The 20,868-nt window shown below is 65.5% G+C and carries 21 protein-coding genes and 1 tRNA gene; 7 read left to right on the top strand and 15 right to left on the bottom strand.

Going from position 1 to position 20,868, the window contains the following annotated elements; genetic code table 11:
* The first annotated feature begins 1 nt into the window (after nucleotide 1).
* Nucleotides 2-340 carry a LysE family translocator gene (locus tag H7J93_RS09870; protein ID WP_267306114.1) on the top strand — a complete coding sequence of 113 codons (339 nt, stop codon included), beginning with the start codon at nucleotides 2-4 and terminating at the stop codon, nucleotides 338-340.
* Here the strand turns inward: H7J93_RS09870 and polA are convergent, their stop codons facing one another.
* The 3 genes from polA to H7J93_RS09855 form a co-directional block, all read right to left on the bottom strand.
* Nucleotides 341-2,998, bottom strand: a complete 2,658-nt coding sequence (gene polA / locus H7J93_RS09865) for a DNA polymerase I (protein ID WP_267306172.1) — start codon at nucleotides 2,996-2,998, stop codon at nucleotides 341-343.
* A 96-nt stretch (nucleotides 2,999-3,094) separates the two neighbouring features.
* The gene (locus tag H7J93_RS09860) at nucleotides 3,095-3,589 is read right to left on the bottom strand and encodes a hypothetical protein (RefSeq protein ID WP_267306113.1); all 495 of its coding nucleotides are present in this window, start codon (nucleotides 3,587-3,589) and stop codon (nucleotides 3,095-3,097) included.
* A gap of 15 nt (nucleotides 3,590-3,604) precedes the next feature.
* The gene (locus tag H7J93_RS09855; RefSeq protein WP_267306112.1) at nucleotides 3,605-3,985 is read right to left on the bottom strand and encodes a hypothetical protein; all 381 of its coding nucleotides are present in this window, start codon (nucleotides 3,983-3,985) and stop codon (nucleotides 3,605-3,607) included.
* Between the two features lie 216 nt (nucleotides 3,986-4,201).
* On the opposite strand from H7J93_RS09855, the gene H7J93_RS09850 reads away from it, so the two are divergent.
* From H7J93_RS09850 to H7J93_RS09835, 4 genes are all read left to right on the top strand, one after another.
* Nucleotides 4,202-4,639 carry a Zn-ribbon domain-containing OB-fold protein gene (locus H7J93_RS09850; protein ID WP_267306111.1) on the top strand — a complete coding sequence of 146 codons (438 nt, stop codon included), beginning with the start codon at nucleotides 4,202-4,204 and terminating at the stop codon, nucleotides 4,637-4,639.
* Nucleotides 4,636-5,835: a lipid-transfer protein gene (locus H7J93_RS09845; protein ID WP_267306110.1), complete on the top strand. Its 1,200-nt coding sequence runs from the start codon at nucleotides 4,636-4,638 to the stop codon at nucleotides 5,833-5,835. The genes H7J93_RS09850 and H7J93_RS09845 overlap by 4 nt, the downstream gene beginning before the upstream one ends.
* A 126-nt stretch (nucleotides 5,836-5,961) precedes the next feature.
* Nucleotides 5,962-6,279: a hypothetical protein gene (locus H7J93_RS09840; protein ID WP_267306109.1), complete on the top strand. Its 318-nt coding sequence runs from the start codon at nucleotides 5,962-5,964 to the stop codon at nucleotides 6,277-6,279.
* On the top strand, nucleotides 6,276-6,503 hold the full coding sequence (locus H7J93_RS09835; RefSeq protein WP_267306108.1) for a DUF167 domain-containing protein: 228 nt from the start codon (nucleotides 6,276-6,278) through the stop codon (nucleotides 6,501-6,503). The genes H7J93_RS09840 and H7J93_RS09835 overlap by 4 nt, the downstream gene beginning before the upstream one ends.
* A gap of 79 nt (nucleotides 6,504-6,582) precedes the next feature.
* Here H7J93_RS09835 and H7J93_RS09830 read toward each other — a convergent pair whose 3' ends face one another.
* The 6 genes from H7J93_RS09830 to H7J93_RS09805 form a co-directional block, all read right to left on the bottom strand.
* Nucleotides 6,583-7,326 carry an ABC transporter ATP-binding protein gene (locus H7J93_RS09830; protein WP_267306107.1) on the bottom strand — a complete coding sequence of 248 codons (744 nt, stop codon included), beginning with the start codon at nucleotides 7,324-7,326 and terminating at the stop codon, nucleotides 6,583-6,585.
* On the bottom strand, nucleotides 7,310-8,137 hold the full coding sequence (locus tag H7J93_RS09825) for an ABC transporter ATP-binding protein (protein ID WP_267306106.1): 828 nt from the start codon (nucleotides 8,135-8,137) through the stop codon (nucleotides 7,310-7,312). Before H7J93_RS09825 ends, H7J93_RS09830 begins: the two co-directional genes overlap by 17 nt.
* Nucleotides 8,134-9,282: a branched-chain amino acid ABC transporter permease gene (locus H7J93_RS09820; protein WP_372507841.1), complete on the bottom strand. Its 1,149-nt coding sequence runs from the start codon at nucleotides 9,280-9,282 to the stop codon at nucleotides 8,134-8,136. The genes H7J93_RS09825 and H7J93_RS09820 overlap by 4 nt, the downstream gene beginning before the upstream one ends.
* 50 nt (nucleotides 9,283-9,332) lie before the next feature.
* Complete coding sequence (locus H7J93_RS09815) at nucleotides 9,333-10,379, bottom strand: branched-chain amino acid ABC transporter permease (protein WP_267306104.1); 1,047 nt, start codon at nucleotides 10,377-10,379, stop codon at nucleotides 9,333-9,335.
* Between the two features lie 83 nt (nucleotides 10,380-10,462).
* Complete coding sequence (locus H7J93_RS09810) at nucleotides 10,463-11,680, bottom strand: branched-chain amino acid ABC transporter substrate-binding protein (RefSeq protein ID WP_267306103.1); 1,218 nt, start codon at nucleotides 11,678-11,680, stop codon at nucleotides 10,463-10,465.
* Nucleotides 11,681-11,878: 198 nt separating this feature from the next.
* Nucleotides 11,879-12,511, bottom strand: a complete 633-nt coding sequence (locus tag H7J93_RS09805; RefSeq protein ID WP_267306102.1) for an ANTAR domain-containing response regulator — start codon at nucleotides 12,509-12,511, stop codon at nucleotides 11,879-11,881.
* Nucleotides 12,512-12,605: 94 nt separating this feature from the next.
* On the opposite strand from H7J93_RS09805, the gene H7J93_RS09800 reads away from it, so the two are divergent.
* Together H7J93_RS09800 and H7J93_RS09795 are read left to right on the top strand one after the other, a co-directional pair.
* Nucleotides 12,606-12,682: transfer RNA gene (locus tag H7J93_RS09800), tRNA-Leu, on the top strand.
* Nucleotides 12,683-13,711: 1,029 nt separating this feature from the next.
* The gene (locus H7J93_RS09795) at nucleotides 13,712-15,007 is read left to right on the top strand and encodes an adenylate/guanylate cyclase domain-containing protein (protein ID WP_267306101.1); all 1,296 of its coding nucleotides are present in this window, start codon (nucleotides 13,712-13,714) and stop codon (nucleotides 15,005-15,007) included.
* Here the strand turns inward: H7J93_RS09795 and H7J93_RS09790 are convergent.
* From H7J93_RS09790 to H7J93_RS09765, 6 genes are read right to left on the bottom strand one after another with little or no spacing between them, the layout of a single operon-like run.
* Nucleotides 15,004-15,492 carry a Dps family protein gene (locus H7J93_RS09790; protein WP_267306100.1) on the bottom strand — a complete coding sequence of 163 codons (489 nt, stop codon included), beginning with the start codon at nucleotides 15,490-15,492 and terminating at the stop codon, nucleotides 15,004-15,006. The genes H7J93_RS09795 and H7J93_RS09790 overlap by 4 nt on opposite strands.
* A gap of 55 nt (nucleotides 15,493-15,547) precedes the next feature.
* Nucleotides 15,548-17,347, bottom strand: coding sequence for a DUF2339 domain-containing protein (locus H7J93_RS09785; protein WP_267306099.1), 1,800 nt, complete (start codon nucleotides 17,345-17,347; stop codon nucleotides 15,548-15,550).
* A gap of 45 nt (nucleotides 17,348-17,392) precedes the next feature.
* On the bottom strand, nucleotides 17,393-18,058 hold the full coding sequence (locus tag H7J93_RS09780) for a response regulator (protein WP_267306098.1): 666 nt from the start codon (nucleotides 18,056-18,058) through the stop codon (nucleotides 17,393-17,395).
* The gene (gene macS / locus H7J93_RS09775) at nucleotides 18,031-19,158 is read right to left on the bottom strand and encodes a MacS family sensor histidine kinase (RefSeq protein ID WP_267306097.1); all 1,128 of its coding nucleotides are present in this window, start codon (nucleotides 19,156-19,158) and stop codon (nucleotides 18,031-18,033) included. The genes H7J93_RS09780 and macS overlap by 28 nt, the downstream gene beginning before the upstream one ends.
* A 5-nt stretch (nucleotides 19,159-19,163) precedes the next feature.
* Nucleotides 19,164-19,925 (bottom strand): amino acid ABC transporter ATP-binding protein, encoded by a 762-nt coding sequence (locus H7J93_RS09770; protein ID WP_276021739.1) that lies wholly within the window; start codon nucleotides 19,923-19,925, stop codon nucleotides 19,164-19,166.
* Nucleotides 19,922-20,860 carry an amino acid ABC transporter permease gene (locus H7J93_RS09765; protein WP_267306096.1) on the bottom strand — a complete coding sequence of 313 codons (939 nt, stop codon included), beginning with the start codon at nucleotides 20,858-20,860 and terminating at the stop codon, nucleotides 19,922-19,924. The genes H7J93_RS09770 and H7J93_RS09765 overlap by 4 nt, the downstream gene beginning before the upstream one ends.
* Nucleotides 20,861-20,868 lie beyond the last annotated feature (8 nt).

Genomic DNA, 20,868 nt, shown 5'->3' with positions numbered 1-20,868 from the left:
CTTGGCGCCTCGGCGATACTGCTCGCATGCAGATGCAGCACCTGATCGACGTCATGCCCGTGCGGCGCTGCTGTCCATCGCCGCCAACCCGAAGGCGGCGGCGTTCGGCATCGTGGTGCTCCCCCAGTTCCTGCCGTCCAGCGGTCCGCTGATTCCGACGCTGCTGGTGCTGGCGGGCATTCAGCTGGTGATCGACACCGCATGGTGCGCAGGTGTGGTGCTGGCGGCATCTCGGGCGCGAGAGGTGTTGAGCCGCACCCACATTCGTCGCCGCATAGAACGGGTCATGGGCGCCGCGCTCATGGCGCTGGGCGTGGGCCTGGCCGCCGACGCACGCTGATTAGTGCGCCGCGGCGTCCCAGCTGCGGCCGTACCCGACGGAGACCTCCAGCGGCACGTCGAGCGGATACGCGTTGCCCATCTTGTCGCGGACCAGCTTTTCGACCGTGTCCCGCTCGCCCTCGGCGACCTCGAAGAGCAGCTCGTCGTGCACCTGCAGCAGCATCCGCGATTTCAGGCCCGCCTCTTTGAGCGCCGCGTCGACGTTGATCATCGCCACCTTGATGATGTCGGCCGCGCTGCCCTGGATCGGCGCGTTGAGCGCGGCCCGTTCGGCGGCCTCGCGCACGTTGCGGTTGCTGCTGTCCAGTTCCGGCAGATAGCGACGCCTGCCGAACACCGTCGACGTGTAACCGTCCTTGCGCGCCTGGTCGACCACGTCGCGCAGGTAGTCGCGTACCCCACCGAACCGGTCGAAGTACTGCTCCATCTGGACCTTGGCTTCCTCGGTGGAGATCTTCAGCTGGGCGGCCAGGCCGTAGGCGGACAGCCCGTACGCCAGCCCGTACGACATCGCCTTCACCCGACGCCGTAGCTCCGGGGTGACCTCTTCGATCGGCACGCTGAACGCCCGCGACGCCACGAACGTGTGCAGGTCCTCACCGGTGTTGAACGCTTCGATCAGACCCTCGTCCCGGGAGAGATGCGCCATGATCCGCATCTCGATCTGGCTGTAGTCCGCCGTCATGAGTTCGGAATAGCCCTCGCCGACCACGAACGCGTCGCGGATCCGCCGCCCGGCTTCGGTGCGGATCGGGATGTTTTGCAGGTTGGGTTCGGTCGATGAGAGCCGGCCCGTCGCGGCGATGGTCTGGTTGAACGTGGTGTGTATGCGGCCGTCGGAGGCGACGGAGTTCAGCAGGCCGTCGACGGTGACCTTGAGTCGGGTCGCATCGCGATGTGCCAGCAGATGCTGCAGGAAAGGGTGGCCGGTCTTGTCGAACAGCGACTGCAGCGCATCGGCGTCCGTGGTGTAGCCGGTCTTGGTGCGCTTGGTCTTCGGCATCTCCAGCTCGTCGAACAGCACGACCTGCAACTGTTTCGGCGAGCCGAGGTTGATCTGCTTGCCGATCACGCCGTATGCCGACTCGGCGGCGTCGCGGATCAGATCGGCGAACTCGCTCTGCAGCTCCGAGAGCAGATTCAGGTCGACGGCGATACCCGCGGTCTCCATTTCGGCGAGCGTCCGCTGCACCGGCAGCTCCATGTTGCTCAGCAGCGACGTCGAATCGATGCGCGCCAGCTCCTCGTCGAGCGCATCGGCGAGGTCCATCACGGCACTGGCCCGCAGGATCACCGTCTGGACCGCCTGGTCGTCGACGCCCTCACTGTCGTCGAGCAGCGAAAGTTGTTGTTGCTCAGGGTTATCCGCACGGAGTTCGCGTTTCAGATACCGCAGCGAGAGGTCGTCGAGCGCGAAGCTGCGCTGACCAGGGCGCACCAGGTAGGCGGCCAGGGCGGTGTCGGAGGTGACACCGGCGAGCTTCCAGCCGCGGCCCTCGAGGTCGTGCATCGCGAGCTTGGCCTCGTGCAGCGCCTTCGGCTGGTCCGGGTCCGCCAGCCACGCTGCGAGCGCGGCCTCGTCGTCGGGATGCAGTGTCGCGGTGTCGATGTAGCGGCCGTCGCCGTCGGCGGCGACGATCGCCAGCGCGGTGGCGTCGGCGTCGAACGCCAAATGCGTACCGACGACGGCCAATCCGAACCTCTTAGCCGCGTGTTCGGCCAACCAGCCGGCCAGTTCGCCCTCGGCCAGGGCGCCACCGCGGACGTCGAAGCCCTGATCGACCTCGGGGTCGGCGGAGGCCAGCGTGTCGAACAGCCGATCGCGCAGCACACGGAATTCGAGGTCGTCGAAGAGCCGATGGATCTGGTCACGGTTCCACGGCAGCATCCGCAGCGTGTCGGGCGTCTGGGCGAGCGGCACGTCCTTGACCAGGTCGGTGAGCTCACGGTTGAGCACGACGCTGGACAGGTTGGCGCGCAGCGCATCGCCGACCTTGCCCTTCACCGTGTCCACCTTGTCGACCAGCGCCTGCAGCGACCCGTACTCGGCGATCCACTTGGTGGCCGTCTTCTCCCCCACGCCGGGGATGCCGGGCAGGTTGTCGCTCGGGTCGCCGCGCAGGGCCGCGAAGTCGGGGTACTGCTGCGGGGTGAGCCCGTACTTCTCCAGGACGGCTTCCGGTGTGAACCGGGTCAGCTCGCTGACCCCCTTGCGCGGGTAGAGCACCGTGACGTCGTCGCTGACCAACTGCAGCGAGTCACGGTCGCCGGTGACCACCAGCACCCGGTAGCCCTCGTTCTCGGCCTGCGTCGCCAGTGTGGCGATCACGTCGTCGGCTTCGTAGCCGGGCTCGGCCAGCACGGTGATGCCGAGCGCGCCCAGCACCTCCTTGGTGATGTCGATCTGCCCGCGGAACTCGTCGGGCGTGGCCGAGCGGCCCGCCTTGTACTCGGGGTACTTCTCCAGCCGAAACGTCTGCCGGGACACGTCGAACGCCGCCGCGATGTGGGTCGGCTGCTCGTCGCGCAGCAGGTTTATCAGCATCGCGGTGAACCCGTACACCGCGTTGGTGGTCAGGCCACCCTGGGTCTTGAAGTTCTCGGCGGGCAGCGCGTAGAACGCCCGGAACGCCAACGAATTGCCGTCCAGCAGCATCAATGTCGGCTTTTCGGTCGCCTTCTCGGTCGTTGCGCTCGCGGTCACGGCCCTACTCTATGCACGGCCGGTGACACGCGCTGTAGCCGCCGAGCGCTAAATCGGACGTGCCCCCGGCGCACCCGGACCCGGGACGGCACCCGGCGGCGGTGGACCCAACTGACCGGTGCGAATCCAGTCGATCGCCATATCGACCGGATTCTGCGGGTCCACGTAGACCGCGAGGGTCATGCCCTGCTGCACCCGCGCGAGGTGCATATCGGCCACGACCTCATCGAAGACTGCGCCGTAGGCGGGCGTGCCGTCCTCACGCTGCACCCGCACCTGGAGTCGCAGGACCGGCGACATGTTCAGGTAGGACCCGACCTGCCACACACCTTCGACGGTGACGGTGGCGGGCAGGCCGCCACCATTCGTCAGCTGCGAGTGCCGCATCATCTTCATGCCGATCTCACTGGCATCGGCCGCTTCATGAATGCGGTTGGGGATGTCCCCGATCTGGCCGAAGAACGACGACGGGCGGCCCTGCGATTCCAGGTACTGCTTGTTGGCGCCGTACATTCGCGCCCAGTCCTTGAAGGGGTTGGGCATACGGATCAGCCCCGATCAGTAGCCGAGGAACTTGCGGAACTGCTGACCGACGGCCATCGACTGGCCCATCCGCTGCACCCAGCCGTCGAGCGCGGCCTTGGTGTCGGCGGGATCCCATCCGCGCTCCTGCGCGAGGGTGATCATGCCGGCCTCGTCGTTGATGCCCCTGGCCTGCGCGTCGCGCGCCAGCTCGGCGTAGTCCTGAAGCGAGATGCCGTTGATGGGCTGCCAGATCGGGTCGTCATTGGCGACCGAACGGGTCGAAGGCCCACCGAACATGGCCGGGTCGATCATGCCTCCAGCGCCCTTGACGTGCACCGTGCCGTCGTTCTGCGGCGGCGCGAACGCCTGACTGGCCTGCTGCGCGGCTTGCTTCGCCTTGTCGAAAAACCCCATCGCTGTCTCCAGATCTCTCGGGCGCCCGCCCCGTTGGCGTCGCCGTGCAATGAGTACAGACCGTGGCCGTGGCTACCGATCCCAAGAACCACCTCGCCATTTTCGTCCTGTGGCGGTCGTTGTCGTGGGGAAATGACCACCCTGGAGCGACGCGGCCCGGACCGGCCAAACTGGAACACGTTTCAGTTTGGTGCCCGGACTGGGTACGCTGACCGCGTGTCAGCTTCTACTCAGCCCGCCATCGACGGGTGGTTCGCCACCGACGAATCGGGTGCGGCGTATCTGATCGGCAGCAAGTGCCATGAATGTGGGACGTTCGTCTTCCCGCCGCGTGCCAACAACTGTCCCAACCCCGCGTGTGAGGCCGACGAGTTGGCGCAGGTGCCGTTGTCGCGACGCGGGACGCTGTGGAGCTACACCGAAAACCGTTATGCCCCACCACCTCCCTATCCGGCGCCTGATCCGTTCGAGCCGTTCGCGGTGGCCGCGGTCCAGTTGGCCGACGAGGGTTTGATCGTGTTGGGCAAGGTGGTCGAGGGCACGCTGGCCGCCGACCTGAAGGTCGGCATGGAGATGGAGCTGACCACCATGCCGCTGTACTTCGATGACGACGGCGTCGAGCGCGTCGTACACGCCTGGAGGATCGCGTCATGAGTCCTGAACCGGTGTACATCCTGGGTGCGGGGATGCATCCGTGGGGCAAGTGGGGGCGCGACTTCACCGAATACGGCGTTGTGGCCGCCCGCGCCGCGCTGGCCGAAGCCGGCCTGGACTGGCGCCAGATCCAGCTCGTCGCCGGTGCCGACACCATCCGCAACGGGTATCCGGGGTTCGTCGCCGGGGCGACGTTCGCCCAAAAGCTGGGCTGGAACGGCGTCCCGGTCACGTCGAGCTACGCCGCGTGTGCCAGCGGTTCGCAGGCGCTGCAGAGCGCGCGGGCCCAGATCCTCGCGGGCTTCTGCGACGTCGCATTGGTCATCGGTGCCGACACCACGCCCAAGGGTTTCTTCGCCCCGGTGGGCGGCGAACGCCGCAACGACCCCGACTGGCAGCGCTTCCATCTGATCGGCGCGACCAACACGGTGTACTTCGCGCTGCTGGCGCGCCGGCGGATGGACCTCTACGGCGCCACGCTCGAGGATTTCGCTCAGGTGAAGGTGAAGAACGCCCGCCACGGCCTGAACAACCCGAACGCCCGCTACCGCAAGGAGAGTTCGGTCGAGGACGTGCTGGCCAGCCCGGTGGTCTCTGATCCCCTTCGGCTGCTGGACATCTGCGCCACCTCCGACGGCGCAGCCGCAGTGATCGTGGCGAGCAAGTCGTTCGCCGAGAAGCATCTGGGTTCGGTCTCCGGTGTGCCCTCGGTGCGCGCGATCAGCCTGCAGACGCCGCAGTACCCGCAGCATCTGCCCGAATTACCGGACATCGCAACGGATTCCACTGCGGCGGTGCCCGCACCTGAGCGGGTGTTCAAGGATCAGATACTGGACGCTGCCTACGCCGAGGCCGGTATCGGCCCCGAGGATTTGAGCCTTGCCGAGGTCTACGACCTGTCCACCGCCCTGGAGCTGGACTGGTATGAGCACCTGGGCCTGTGCGCCAAGGGTGAGGCCGAGCAGTTGTTGCGCAGCGGCGCGACGACCATCGGCGGCAAGATCCCGGTGAACCCGTCGGGCGGACTGGCGTGCTTCGGCGAAGCCATTCCGGCACAGGCGATCGCGCAGGTCTGCGAGCTCACCTGGCAGCTGAAGGGGCAGGCCACCGGCCGCCAGGTCGAGGGCGCCAAGGTGGGCGTCACCGCCAACCAGGGCCTGTTCGGACACGGCTCGTCGGTGGTCGTCGCCCGCTAGCCCGACCCCCGGAGCGCCGAGACTACGGTTTCTGACGACTTTTCGACCGGATCCCGTCACAAACCGTAGTCTCGACGGCACACGTCGACCCGGCTGTGCGGCGGAACCGGGCGCTAACCTGAATCCGTGACAGTTCCCGACGGTTGGGTTCCCGACGCGTGCACGCTGCCGACGCCGGGACGCCCAGTCCGGGTTGCCGAGTTCGACGATCTGTTCACCCGAGTCCTGCGGTCGGAGCGCGTGCAACCGACCCAGTTGCAGCTGGTGCTGCCCGCCGAACTCTTACCCGCAGCGCGCGATCTCGCCCAGCGCGAGAGCCAATGCTGCTCGTTCTTCACCTTCGAGTTCGATTCCGCTGACGATGACGTCGTGATGCGGATCGAGGTTCCCGGCGTGCACGTCGAGGTGCTCGACGCGTTCGAGGCGCGTGCCGCGGCCCGATGAGCGAGACAGTCGTCGTCCGGGTGAAACCCGGTAGCCGAAAGGGGCCGCTCGTCGAGGCCGCGGGCAGCGGCGAGCTGACGATCTATGTCCAGGAACGGGCCGTCGAGGGTAAGGCGAACGAGGCCGTCGTCAAACTACTGGCCAAGCACCTGGGAGTGCCGCGCAGCCGGGTGGCACTGGTATCGGGTGCGACGTCACGGGTCAAGCGGTTTCGCATCGACTAACGCTCGCCGAGACTACGGTTTCTGACGACTTTCGGCCGAATTCCGTCACAAACCGTAGTCTCGACGGCCCAACGACGGCTCAGGCGACGCCGAGGTAAGCGGCGCGAATGCTGTCGTCGGCCAACAGTTCTCGCGCATTGCCTTCGCGAGTGACCTCGCCGGTCTCCAGGATGTAGGCGCGGTCGGAGCGGCTCAACGCCTGCTGCGCGTTCTGCTCCACCAGCAGGACGGTGGTACCGCTGGCGTTGATTTCGGCGATGATCTTGAAGATCTGCGATATCACCATCGGCGCCAGGCCCATCGAGGGCTCATCGAGCAGCAGGACCCGCGGGCGCGCCATGAGCGCTCGGCCGATTGCCAGCATCTGCTGCTCGCCGCCCGACAGTGTCCCGCCGACCTGAGAGCGGCGTTCCGCCAACCGGGGAAACGTCTCCAGAATCCAGTCGAGGCGCTCTCTGTGTTCGGCCCGGGAATCGAATTTCCTCCCGTAACAGCCCATTTCGAGATTCTCGATCACCGTCATACCCGGGAAGACACCGCGGCCTTCGGGCGCCTGCACCAAGCCTTGAGCGACGCGGTTGTGAGCCTTGACCTTCGAGATGTCGGAGCCGTGGAACCATACCGACCCTGATGTCAACGGCAGCAGGCCCGAGATCGCCCGCATCGTGGTCGTCTTGCCCGCGCCGTTGGATCCCAGCAGTGTGACCAACTCGCCTTCACGCACCTGCAACGAGATGCCGTGCAGCGCACGAATCTGCCCGTACTGCACGACGAGGTCGCGCACTTCGAGCACGACCGGCCTGTCGTCACTGGCTGTCGTCATCGGGCACTCCCAAGTAAGCGGCGATGACCTTGGGGTCCTCGCGGATCTGCGCCGGCAGGCCGTCGGCGATCTTACGGCCGAACTCCAGCACGACGATGCGGTCCGTCACCCCCATGACCAGCCGCATGTCGTGCTCGATCAGCAACACCGTATAGCCGTCATCGCGGATCTTTTGGATGAGCTCGATCAAGGCGGCCTTCTCGCGAGGGTTGAACCCGGCGGCAGGCTCGTCGAGGCACAGCAGCTTCGGCTCGGTGGCCAGCGCACGGGCGATCTCCAGCCGTCGCTGGTCCCCGTAGGACAGGTTCTTGGCTTTCTCCTCGCCGCGATGCGCTATCCCGACGAAATGCAGCAGAGCCGCCGAGCGTTCGATCGCCGAGCGCTCCTCTCGGCGGTGGCGTGGAGTCCGTACGAGCGCCCCGGGTACCGAGGTGAAGTGGCGGGCGTCAGTGCCGACCATGACATTCTCCAGCGCGGTCATCTCGCCCCACAGCCGGATGTTCTGGAAAGTGCGGGCGATGCCGCGACGGGTGATCTGGTGCCGTTTGATGCGACCCAGTACGGCGCCGTCGAACGTCACAGTTCCCGAGGTGGGCCGGTACACCCCCGTGATGGCGTTGAAGCACGTGGTCTTGCCGGCGCCGTTCGGACCGATCATGCCGAGGATCTCACCGCGCCGGATATCGAACGTCACCGAGTCAAGTGCCGTCAGGCCGCCGAACTTGACCGTCAAATCCTTTGTCTGCAAGAGGATTTCACCCTCAGCGGCGTGGATGTCACGGTGAACGCCTGCCAGTTCCTCGATGCTCATTTCGCCGACTCCCCTGCCGGCGACCGCAGATACTCGCGAGCGGCCTTGCCGTAGGCCAACAGCTGCGCGCGGGCCGGGAAGAGGCCTTGCGGCCGGAAGATCATCAACATCACCAGCGCGAGGCCGAAGAACAGATACTTCAAGTCGCCGAGGTTGATGCCGAGGAACTCCACCCCGAGCAGCCGGTTCGGCAGGTAGACGATGACGAACGCGCCGACGACCACCCCGAGCTTGTTGCCCTGCCCGCCGAGCACCACCGCGCAGAGGAACAGCATCGAGTTGATGATGTTGAACGTCGGCGGTGCGACGAACTGCACCTGGCCGGCGTAGAGCGCGCCGGACAGTCCGCCGATTGCCGCGCCGATCACAAACGCCCACATCTTGAACTTGAACGTGTTGACGCCCATCACTTCTGCGGCGTCCTCGTCTTCGCGCACGGCGATCCACGCCCGCCCAACACGGCTGCGCTCGAGGTTTCCGACGAACAGCAGGATCACGATGATCAGGATGATGCCGACCCAGAACCACCACGTGCCGTAGTTGGCATTGCCCGCCGAGTTCCCGCTCGAGAACACGCCTTCGGGCAGACGCTCACTCTGACCGATATGCGGGAACGCCACCTCGTTGAGACCCCGCGGGCCGTTGGTGATGTCGGCGAGATTGTCGGCCAGCAACCGGATGATCTCCCCGAAACCGAGGGTGACGATGGCCAGGTAATCGCCGCGCAACCGAAGCGTCGGCGTGCCGATGATCAGCCCGGTGATCGCGGTGATGGACATCGCCAACGGAACACACGCGAGCCAGGCCCAATCCTCGTTGAACCAACCGGTCGGGCCCATCTTGTTCCATGGGCTGTTCGGACTGGTCAGCAGCGCGACGGTGTAGGCCCCGACCGCGTAGAACCCGACGTAACCGAGGTCGAGCAATCCCGCCTGTCCCACCACGACATTCAGTCCGATCGCGATGATCGCGATCATGCCGAACTGCGCCAGGGTGCCACCGAAGCTGACGTTCGGGGTGTTCAGCAGCGGCGGGGGGAACAACGGCAACAGCGCCAGCAGCCCGAAGGCGACCACGCCGAAACCCCACTTCTGCACGCGGGACAGCCGGTCCCACCACCGGCGCAGCGCGTCGCCCGGGGCCATCAGCCGCTGGGTCGCGGTCGACCGAGGCGCACCTTCGGCTCGCTGCTGACTCATGCTCGTGCCTTTCCGAGACTCTCACCGAGTATCCCCGTCGGGCGGAACAGCAACACAAGCACCAGCAGCACGAAGGCGACCACGTCGCGCCACTGCGTGCCGAACACCGCCTGCCCGTAGTTCTCCATCACCCCTAGCAGCAGACCGCCGAGCAGTGCCCCTCGCAGATTTCCGATGCCACCAAGCACCGCCGCCGAAAAGGCCTTGATACCAAGCAAAAAGCCACCGGAGTAGATGATGCCCTGCGGCACTTTCAGGGTGTACAGCAACGCGGCCGCACCAGCGAGCAGGCCACCGATGAGAAACGTCGTCATGATGATGCGTTCGCGGGAAACCCCCATCAACGTCGCAGTGTCGGGATCCTGGGCGACGGCCCGGATTCCACGTCCGAACTTCGTTCGGTTGATCGCCGCATCGGCCAACAGAGCGAAGATCAGCGCCGCCACGATGATGAGCAGCGTGATGTTGGAGACCGCGGCCCCGAAAATGGTGAACTGGGTTTGCGGCGCCATCAACCTGATCGGTTGTTGCGCATTGGAGCCACCGTATCCATCGAGGATCTTCGGCAGGATGAAGTGCACGAACTCCTGGAGTACGAAGGACATACCGATCGCGGTGATGAGGAACGACAGTCGTTCGGCGTTGCGTCTTCGCAGCGGCCGGTAAGCGACGGCCTCCAAGCCCAACGCGGTGGCCCCTGACACCAGCATCGCGAACAGCATCGCGATACCCAGATAGACCACCGTCAGCCCGACGCCCACCTGGTAGGTGTTCCCGCTCGGGGTGAAACCCAGGATCACATCCAGGCAGAAATACGCACCGAACATCCCGAACATGAAGACTTCGGAGTGGGCGAAGTTGATCAGCTTCAGCACGCCGTAGACCAAGGTGTAGCCCACCGCCACCAGTGCATAGATCGCGCCCCAGGAGAGGCCGTCGATCGTCAACTGCCAGAAGCCGTTTCGCAGGCCGTCGAGATTGAAGTTGATATTCGCGGCCAGACAGGCGTACTGGGCCCCAGCATCTACGCACGGGTGGCTCATCCGGGGGCGGCTCCTCGCAAAATCGTCGTGCCAACGAGAACGCGCCCGAGCCTGCTGGCTTCGGACGCGTCTCGATCAGCTTCCTACTGAACCTTGTAGATCCAGATCAGGCTGGTGGTCAACTCACCTTCGGGTGTCCACTGGTACTGACGGGCCACACCCGGGCCGTTGTAGTTGCGGACGTACTCCAGCAGCGCCGGACGTGTGATGGCGCCAGAGTCGATGCCCTTCAAGAGGATCGTGCCCAGGTCATAGCCTTCCGCGCTGTACGTGCCGGCCTCCTGGTTGAACTTCTTGGAGTACTCCTCGGCGAACGATCCCGTCGCCGGACCGCACGGGCATGACAGGACCGCGTCCTTCGATGCCTCACCGGCCTGCTGGACGAACTGAGGATCCTTGGTGCCGTCGGCACTGACGAAGGCGCCTTCAAAGCCACCGTCCCTGAGCTGCTGGACGAACGGAGCCGCCTCGGCGTAGTACCCGCTGAAGAACACGCCGTCCGGATTGGCGCCCTTGATCTGCGTCACCGCCGCGGAGAAGTCCTTGTCGCCCTTCTTCACCGCGATGTTGCAGGCCGAATCCGCGATCGGGCCGAGGGTCTCGCGCACCGCCTGCGCGAGACCGACACCGTAGTCGGTGCTGTCGTCGACGACGCAGACCTTCTTGAAGCCCAACGTGTTCTTCATGTAGTTGGCGACCGACGGGCCCTGCACGCCGTCATTTCCGAGACCCCGGAAGAACGTCTTCCATCCCTTCTCGGAAAGCGTCACGTTCGTCGCCGACGCGGTGGCCGCAACCAGACCGGCCTGGTTGAAGACGTCTCCGGTCGCCATCGTCTCGCCCGAGAATGCGGGGCCGATCAGACCGATCGTGAACGCGTCGTTGATGATCTGCGGCGCGATCTGGGTCGCCTTCTGCGGGTCACCCTCGGTGTCGAACGTCTTCAACTGCACCTGGCACCCCGGGTTGGCGGCGTTGTGCTTGTCGACCGCCAGTTGGATGCCGTTCTTGATGTTGATCCCCAGCGCCGCGTCGGGGCCGTTCAGCGCGCCGGCCATGGCGATGGACACCGGTGGGCACTGCGCGTTGCCGTCACCCGCGGGGTCAGCGGCCGCCTCTTCCGCAGGGGGTGGCACCTCGGCGCCGTTCTCGTCGATCTGAACCTGTTCGACGATCTTCAAATCAGCCGGTGCCGCGCCTCCCTCGCTCGGCTCGGATTGTTGTTGGCAACCCGCTATGCCGAGCACAACCAGACCAGCGCTACCGATAGCAAATGCTTTCCGTGCCACGCGACCGCGCACGCTTCACCTCCGGGTCAGTGTTTTCATCGGCATCGGCAGCCCTTCCCAGGTCGGCGGGGGCGGCAATGCTTCGGGACGACCATAGCCAACACATGGCGGTGGTGCGCGATGTTGGCGAAGGGACCGTGTCGGACGGGCGGGCGACCCGGTCAAACTGCGGCGTCGGAAACGCACAATTAACGGTTGTCCGGGTGATCGCTAGCTTGACGGTGAAGCGTCCTTGGGCGTGTCGAGGGTTTCCAACACGACCTCGGCGACGCGCTTCATGGTGGTCCGCCGGTCCATGGCCGCGCGCTGAATCCACTTGAACGCTTCGGGTTCGGTCATGCCCTGCTTGGCCTGCAGCAAACCCTTGGCGCGTTCGACGAGTTTTCGCGTCTCCAACCGGTCGGACAACTCGGCGACTTCCTGCTCCAGCGCGGCGATCTCGCCGAATCGACTCACCGCCACCTCGATGGCGGGGATGAGGTCGTTGATGTTGAACGGCTTGACGAGGTACGCCATGGCACCGGCGTCGCGGGCCCGCTCGACGAGCTCGCGCTGGCTGAACGCGGTCAGGATGACGATCGGAGCGATTCGCTTGGCGGCGATCTCCGACGCCGCGTCGATGCCGTCGCGGCGCGGCATCTTCACGTCCATGATCACCAGGTCGGGCTTGAGACTCTCGGCCAGGTCGACGGCCTCCTGCCCGTCGCCGGCCTCACCGACGATTTCGTAGCCTTCCTCGCGCAGCATCTCGGCGAGGTCCATCCGGATGAGCGCTTCGTCTTCGGCGACGAGAACGCGGCGCGGTTTTTCGTCGCCAGTCGATGCGCCGGGAGCAGCTGCCATGGAACTATTGTGGCGGTAGTGACCGCGATGAGCGACCGCGGGGGCATCCTCTATGGTTGAAGGCCGCACGGGGTCGACGTCAGTTGGCTTCACCGCCCTCGTATCCCAATTGGCAGAGGAACTGGATTCAAAACCCAGACAGTGTGAGTTCGAGTCTCACCGAGGGCACCACACCCCCGCTGGTGCGCTTCGTCTGTGTCTCCTGCGACTGTGTCTCCTGCGACTCTTGCACAGACCTGCTGCGGACCACATTGTGATCCGCAGCAGGTACCCCTCGTTTTATGCTGCGCCGATAACGCGACGTGGGCCGGACGAGGCGGTGGGGCTTCCCCCGAAATAGCCGCCGCACGTCGAGCCGTCCCAGTCGGACAGAGCACCATTCATCGGCACGAGCAAACTGTTCACATCGCCACACGGGACGGCCTTCGGCTCCGCGGCAACTGCCGACGCGTCGTCAACTCGCGACTGCCGACACTTCCCAACGGACCTCATCGCCACTCGTGTTCCAATCTCGGTCGAGTACTAACAGGAACGATGCATTCAAATTACACGCTCGTGCGATCTTGGGGCGCGTAATTGGGAGAAATTTTCGGCTTTTGAAATCCGATGCCGATAAGGCTCGCCATACAAAGTTCGGCGCTAGCTTGTCGCGCCGACGAGTCGCGCATTCAGATGCGAATTTGGCAACATGCCGCAGGCCATGACCAGCACTTTGTCAAAAGTGACAAAAGTCCAGCGACGGCTACAAAACTACTGGTAACGAAAGTACCGAGGGGGTTTAGGGACGGTCGTCCCGGTCCGACCACTGCGCGACGTTGCGTGACTATTCAACGTTGGCAACGTCGCGCCTCAACAAATGAATCAGCCTGCGCGGAATTTCGGCACGCGGTGTAAGAATTCGTACATGTTTTCTGCGTTAATTCCTGGTGACCTCGCCACCCCAGTGCGTGAGCCCGAATGGCACTGAGTGCCAATTTCCGCGTCCAATCCAGCGCGCCGCGCCTCACCGCCATCCACCTCGGCGCGCCAGCGGCACCGACTCCGCTTCGGACGCGGAGCAGGCCCGAAGCAAACGCAGAAGATTGCGAGAGGCGGTCCGACAAGCAAAAGCTCCAGGCCAAAAAACGAAGCATCCCGGCGCCGGCCGTCGCAGGAGCCAAAAACCGCAGGTAGTTCCAGCGCAGCGTTACGCTTTGAACTGTGGCTATAAAAGCCCGACCGGTCTGCCTGCCCGACGTGGCGGTGGACGGTCGCGCACCGGGGCGTACCCCCTATCACGCCGAGCGGGCCGCCCGGCACCGACGCGTGCTGAACATGACCGCGATGATCAGCGCCGCCATCACCGCGTTCTTCGGCATCCAGGGATTCCTGATCGGTCAGGACTGGTGGGTGTCGGTCGTCAACCTCGCCAGCGCGGCCGCGTTCGTGATGATTCCACGGCTCTGCCGTTGGGGCGAGATCGTGCCGCCGTTGGTTTTCTTCGCGGTGTCGTACTTCACGATCTTGGTGCTGTGCATCTATCTCGGTACCGGTTCGGGCCTGCAGTTCTACTACATCGTGGCCGCCGCGCTCATGGTGGTCATTCTGGGCACCGACCACATCGCTTTGGCCGCAACGCTTTCCGCGATCGCCGCTATCACTGTGATCTTTCTGGAGTTCTACGTGCCCAACGACACGGGCACCCAGCCGGCGTGGTCGTTCCGGGTGTCGTTCATTCTGACGGTCATCACCGCATGGATCCTGGTCGTCGTAACGATCGGGTACGCACTGCGCGAGATCCGCCGCGCGCGCGAGGCGATGGAGGCGGAGTACGACAGATCCGAGCAACTGCTCACCAACATCTTGCCTGCCACGATCGCCGAACGACTCAAGGATCCAACGCGGGACATCATCGCCGACCAGTACGACGACGCGTCGATCCTCTTCGCCGATATCGCCGATTACACCAAGCGAGCGAGTGACATCACGCCGAGCGAACTCGTGCGGTTCCTGGATCAGCTCTATACGGCCTTCGACCAACTCGTCGACCGGCACGGCCTGGAGAAAATCAAGACCAGCGGCGACTCGTATATGGTGGTCAGCGGGGTACCGGAACCCCGACCCGACCATGTCGAGGCACTCGCGTGCCTGGCGTTGGACATGGCCGAGGCCGTCGCCAACCTCAAGGATCCGAAGGGTCGCGCGGTGCCGCTACGCATCGGCCTGGCGACGGGTCCCGTGGTCGCCGGTGTCGTCGGCGCGCGAAAGTTCTTCTACGACGTGTGGGGCGACGCCGTCAACGTCGCGTCGCGCATGGAGACCACGGATGTCGAGGGCCGAATCCAGGTACCCAGCGACGTCCGTGAACGCCTGAAAGACGCGTTTGTCCTCGAAGAGCGTGGCGAGGTCGACATCAAGGGCAAGGGCTTGATGCGGACCTGGTACCTGGTCGCACGGCGCGACGACCGCGCCGTGCGAAACGCTGTCGAACAAGGCGCGGTCGTCGGTCCGTCTTAGACCTTGCGGTTCTCCGACTTGATCAGCCAGGCCAGCTTCTCGAGGCCATCGATGAGCTGATGGAGGATGTCCGCGGTGCTGGGATCCTCGGCATCCACCGCGTCGTGCACGGCGCGAATGGTGTCGACGGTCGCATAGGTGCGCGCGGTGATCAGATCGACGACCTCGTCGGTGCTGTGCTCGTACGGCGGGAACTGCGGCAGCGTGGTGCTCGCCGCGACGGTGTCGGAGCGTCCGTCCGGTACGGCCGAAAGTGCCCGCATCCGTTCGGCAATCGTGTCGCTGGCCTCGCGCGCGAAGTCGACCAGCTCGTCGAGTTGCAGGTGAAGATCGCGGAAGTTGGTGCCGACCACGTTCCAGTGCGCCTGCTTGCCCTGCAGGTGCAGCTCAATCAAGTCGACCAGGACCCGCTGCAGGTTCGCGCTCAGTTCCGCTGAGGCCTGGAATCCGGTTACGTCTATTTCACTGCGTCGATTTGTTCCCATGTCTTGATCAACGATCCGCAATCTGGAATGACTCCAAATTATAGCGTGACTCCGCTCACACCTGCTGGTCTTGTTGCTGGTCCTGCTTCTCGAGAAGGCGCGCGTAGCCGGCGCCCAAGCCCAGCAGTATCAGGCCGACCACCATGAACACCACGACCCGGAAGATGCCGTCCAGGGTGCCGAGGTCGAACAGGAACAGCTTGGCCATCGCGGCCCCCACGAGGGCCAATCCCCCGCCGATCGGCAGGGACCGGTTGGCCCGAGGTATCCGCGCCGCGTAGATCAACAGCGCCGCCGCCAACACGATCCAGCAGATCGTCGCCGCCATGTGCCCGGCGAAGAATCCGCGCTCCTCGCCGCCGATCAGCACCCCGGCGGTGACGGTGAAGCTGGTGATCGCATAGACCGCCACCACCGCGGCGCCGGCCCACAGCAGGGAATCGCGCTGGTCGGTGGTCCACACGATCACGGCGGCGAACGCGATCAGCAGCAGGCTGCTGATCAACGTGGAAACGGCTGCCGCGGTGGTGGTTTCGGTGGCGAAGGCCAACGAGCTCGGGGGTGTATAGCTCAGGTAGAAGGCCGCGCCCACCACGGCGAGGCCGAGTGCGACCCATCTCGCAACCGCCTCGCGCCGCGCGACGACGGCCACGACGATCGCCATCGCCAGCAGGACCGGACCCGCGATATGGCCGTCGAACGCGACCAGCACGGCGATCGTCGCGGATACTGCCGACAGCGCCGCCCACACGTGCCGCACGGCCTTGTCGACGCCGGGCAAGCGGCCACCGATGAGCACGATCGCCAGCAGCACCGCCGCGAGAACCACCGCCATCAGCGCGGCGACCACCCGGTCGGCAACCAGTGCCACACACAGCACGGGCAGCACACCGGCGCCGGTCACCAGCGCCATCAGGATGCGATTGGAGGTTCTGGGCAGAAGTATCAACGCAGCGACGATTGCCAGGCCCGCGGCAATGGCACACGCCGCAACCAGCCACGGGTCGCGGCGATCGTCGAAGTGCAGCGCGAGCGGGGCGATGAGCAGCGGGAGTGTCGCGGCGGCGATGCGCGCGCAGTGCAGCCAGATCCAGTCCTTGCCGAGTTGCACCGGCAGCGACGCGGCGGCGAGCGCGAGCATGAAGCCGACGAGAAGCAGCGTGACGCCACCGGCCACCACCGGCGCCAGCACGATGAGCGGAACGAGGACCAGGACGCCGAGATGCTGTGAGTCCCAGAGCCTGGCCAGCATCAGGCCGCCGCCGCCGATGACGGCCGCGACCACCAGACCGACCGGCGCGGACACCCAGTCGTAGATCGCGGTGATGGCGATGACATCGATATAGGCCGTTGCGATTCCGGTCGCGGCCAGTGCGATGGCACCGACTCGCCCACCGGGCCGCCGGTACAGCCAGGCACCGACCGCCACCAACGCAGCGGCCAGCGCCGCGCCGCCCGCTACGCGGACCTCCGGTCGCAGAATTCCCGCCTGAGCGGCCAGGACGAGCAGCAGCGCGACGCCGATCAGCGTGACTGCCACGCCGGCGACCGCGAGCAGCTTGCCGACCCAGCCTTCGTCCCGCGGCGGCTTCTGCACACCCGGCTGCGGCACCGGAATCGGCTGCTGCGGTTGGTGTTGCGGCTGATAGGCGCGTTGGTACTGCGGTTGAGGCTGATATTGCGGCCAATACGGAAGGGGGTACGGCTGGGGTTGCTGAACCGGCTGGGCCTGCGACTGTTCGGAAAGCATCCGGTCCAACGTCGCCAGGTCCGCCGACACCCTCGCCATGTACTGCGATATCGCGGCGAAGTCGGCGGACACCCGGGCGATGACGGCACGATGCGGTTCGGTCATGGGTGACATCGTGACAGCCCGTCGGCCGTTTTCGGATGAGTAGGACTACTCGTCGATGCCGTGTTCGATCGCGTATCTGGCCAATTCCACCCGATTGGCGACCTGGAGCTTGCGGAAGGTGGCCTGAACGTGGTTCTCGACGGTGCGGTGGCTCAGCGAGAGCCGGGCGGCGATCTGCTTGGCCGTCAGCCCCTTCGCGACGTGGCGCAGTATCTCGGTCTCCCGCTCGGTGAGGCTCGGCGTCGGCGTTCCGGTCGGGCCCTTATCACCGGATTGCGCGATGCGCCGGTACTCGCCGAGCACCAAGCCCGCGAGCCCCGGCGTGAAGACCGCCCGGCCCTCTGCCGTGGCACGCACCGCGTCGCCGAGTTCCTGCTTCGACGCACTCTTCACCAGATAGCCTGTTGCGCCTGCCTTTACCGCTTCCAACACGTCCTCACGTTCATCCGATGCCGACAGCACCAGAATCCGCGACGACGGCGAAACCGCGAGCACCTCGGCGGTCGCCTGCGCCCCGTCACCGTCGGACAGTCGCATGTCCATCACAACGACGTCGGGCAGCACCACCGCGGCCCGCCGTCGCGCCGCGGCCACGCCGTCGGCCGTGGCGACGACGTCGAACCCGTCTTCGGCGAGGTCGCGGGCCACCGCGTCACGCCAGATCGGATGGTCGTCGACCACCATCACCGTCGGGGTACTGTCAGCTCCCATTCCGTCCCACATCCCGGCGCAGTGGTGAGCTTCGCGCTGCCACCGAGCCAATCCATCCGTCCGACAATCGATTTGGCCACCCCCACCCGGCCCTCGCCGACCGCCTCCTCCAGCCGCCCGTCCGCGATTCCGACACCGTCGTCGCGGATGCTCACGGTGACCGAATCGCCCAGATCCTCGAGCAGGACGTAGGCGTGCGCGTCGGGGCCGGCGTGCGCGGCGACGTTCTCCAGCGCGTTCACGGCTGCGGCGTACACCTCGTTCGCCGTGTCCGCGTCCAGCAGCACCGGATCGGCAGGCACGCTGACCGACACCTGATCCGATGCCCTCGTGCGCAACAACCCGCCGAGATCGGCCTTCTCCCCGGCCCGCGGCTCGGTGTCTGCCGAGCTGACCAGGCGGCGCAGGGCGCGCTCCTGCTCCCCCGCCAGCTCGGCCAGTTCGGTGGTCTCCCCGCCGATTTCGCGGCCGCGCCGCGATACCAGTGCCAGCACCTGGATGGCGCCGTCGTGCACGCGGCGAGACAACCTCTCCCGTTCCTGGTGAGCGGCTGCCAGTCGTGCCGCCTCTTCGAGTTCGGCGTGCGCGCGGCGCGCGGTCTGCGCAGCCATGCCGACGGCGAGGCCCACCGCGAGCTCGATCACGATGGTCGCGTTGCGGCCCAGGTCGTAGTTGATGAAGCCCTTCACGATCGTGCTGGCGATCATCACCGCCACACCGGCCAGCATTCCGGCGATGGGCCCGGCCAGGATGGCCGCTGAGATCGTGGCGTTGGTGGCCCACAACGTCGTCGGCCACGACTGGTTGTCGAAGGCCCATTGCTCGGAGGCGACGAACTTGGTCGACAAGACCAGCGCGACCACCACGAGTATTTCGGCGAGCACCCACGACGCGCGCCTGCCGAAGCCCTGCAGATATGCGAACGCGCACAACGCACTCCACCCGAGCAGGACGGCGAACAGCGCCCATCCGATCGTCGGGCGGGCGAGTTCGCCGTTCACGGCGATCTGGAAGCCGAATGCGTAGATGCAACTCAGCAGGCGGAAGACCTGCGCCGCCCGCCAGAGCGGCGCAGCGGGATCCGGTGAGTGCGCCGGCATCCGATCTAGAGCACCTTTGACAGAAACGCCTTCGTCCGTTCGTGCTGCGGGTTGCCCAGCACCTCTCGCGGAGGGCCGCTTTCGACCACCACGCCGCCGTCCATGAACACCAGGTGGTTGGCGACCTCGCGGGCGAATCCCATCTCGTGGGTGACCACCACCATCGTCATGCCTTCGGCGGCAAGCTTTTTCATCACCTCGAGAACTTCGCCGACCAGCTCCGGATCCAGGGCCGAGGTCGGCTCGTCGAACAGCATCAGCTTCGGGTTCATCGCGAGGGCACGCGCAATCGCCACCCGCTGCTGCTGACCGCCCGAGAGTTGGGCAGGATACGCACCGGCCTTCGCCGACAACCCGACCTGGTCGAGCAGATCCTTCGCCCGAGCCACCGCGTCGTCCTTCTTGACGCCTTTTACGTGGATGGGCGCCTCGATGATGTTCTCCAGCGCGGTGCGATGCGGGAACAGGTTGAAGTGCTGGAACACCATTCCAATGTCACGGCGTTGTTTGGCGGCGCCGCGCGGCGACATCTCGTGCAGCTTTCCACCACGTTCCCGGTAGCCGATCAGTTCACCGTCGACGTACAGCCGTCCGGCGTTGACCTGTTCGAGATGGTTGATGCACCGCAGGAACGTCGACTTGCCCGATCCCGAGGGGCCGACCATGACCAGCACCTCGCCCTTGCCGATCTCGAGCGTGATGCCCTTCAGGACTTCCAGCGCGCCAAAGCTTTTGCAGACCGCTTCGGCCTTCACCATCGGTGTCATGGGGCAGCTCCCGCGTCGCCGACTCCCTGCGCTTTGGCCAGCGCTTCGAGTTGTTTGGTGGTCAGCTTGCGCGACGCGCCACGGGCGAAGTACCGCTCGAGGTAATACTGCCCGACCATCAGGACGCTGGTGGCGATCAGATACCAGAATGCGGCAACCAGCAGCAGCGGCACCGGCTCGAACTCCCGGGCCGCTATCTCGCGGGATGTGATGCCGTACAGGTCGAGTGTGAACGGCACAGCGGTCACCAGCGATGTCGTCTTGAGCATGCTGATGACCTGGTTGCCGGTCGGCGGGATGATGACGCGCATCGCCTGCGGTAACACGGTGCGCCACATCGTCATTCCCCAGGACATGCCGAGTGCGGTGGACGCTTCGAACTGCCCCTCGGGCACGGAAGTGATTCCCGCTCGGATGATTTCGGCCATGTAGGCGCCCTCGTTGATCGCCAATCCGAGAATCGCCAGCAGAAACGGAATCGACAGGGCCTGCAGGTCGAGCTGGAAGAACGCCGGACCGAAGGGCACCCCGAGCCGGATGTCTTGGTAGATGGTGGGAATCAGACCCCAGAACACCAGCTGCACGTAGATCGGCGTACCGCGGAAGATCCACAGGTACACCCACGACACCGCTTTGAAGATGGGGTTGGGCGAGAGCCTCATCACCGCGATGATGACGCCCAGCGTGATTCCCAGTGCCATCGAGTAGATGGTCAACTGCAGGGTGTTGAGGAGGCCGACCGTCAACACCCGCTTGTTGAAGAGGTACTCCCCGAAGACGTGCCAGCGATACGCCGGGTTGGTGGCTGCGCCGTAAAGAAACAACCCGACGAGAACGATGATGACGACCGCCGCCACCCACCGCCACGGATGACGCAGCGGAACGGCATCGATAGCGGCCGGAGCGGTGGGCGGCGACGTGTCGACATCAGTCATTTCGGGTT

The sequence above is a fragment of the Mycobacterium barrassiae genome (assembly GCF_025822765.1).
GTDB lineage: Bacteria > Actinomycetota > Actinomycetes > Mycobacteriales > Mycobacteriaceae > Mycobacterium > Mycobacterium barrassiae.
The sequence above is the reverse complement of the archived record's forward strand: the minus strand, read 5'-3'. Positions and strand labels throughout refer to the sequence as shown.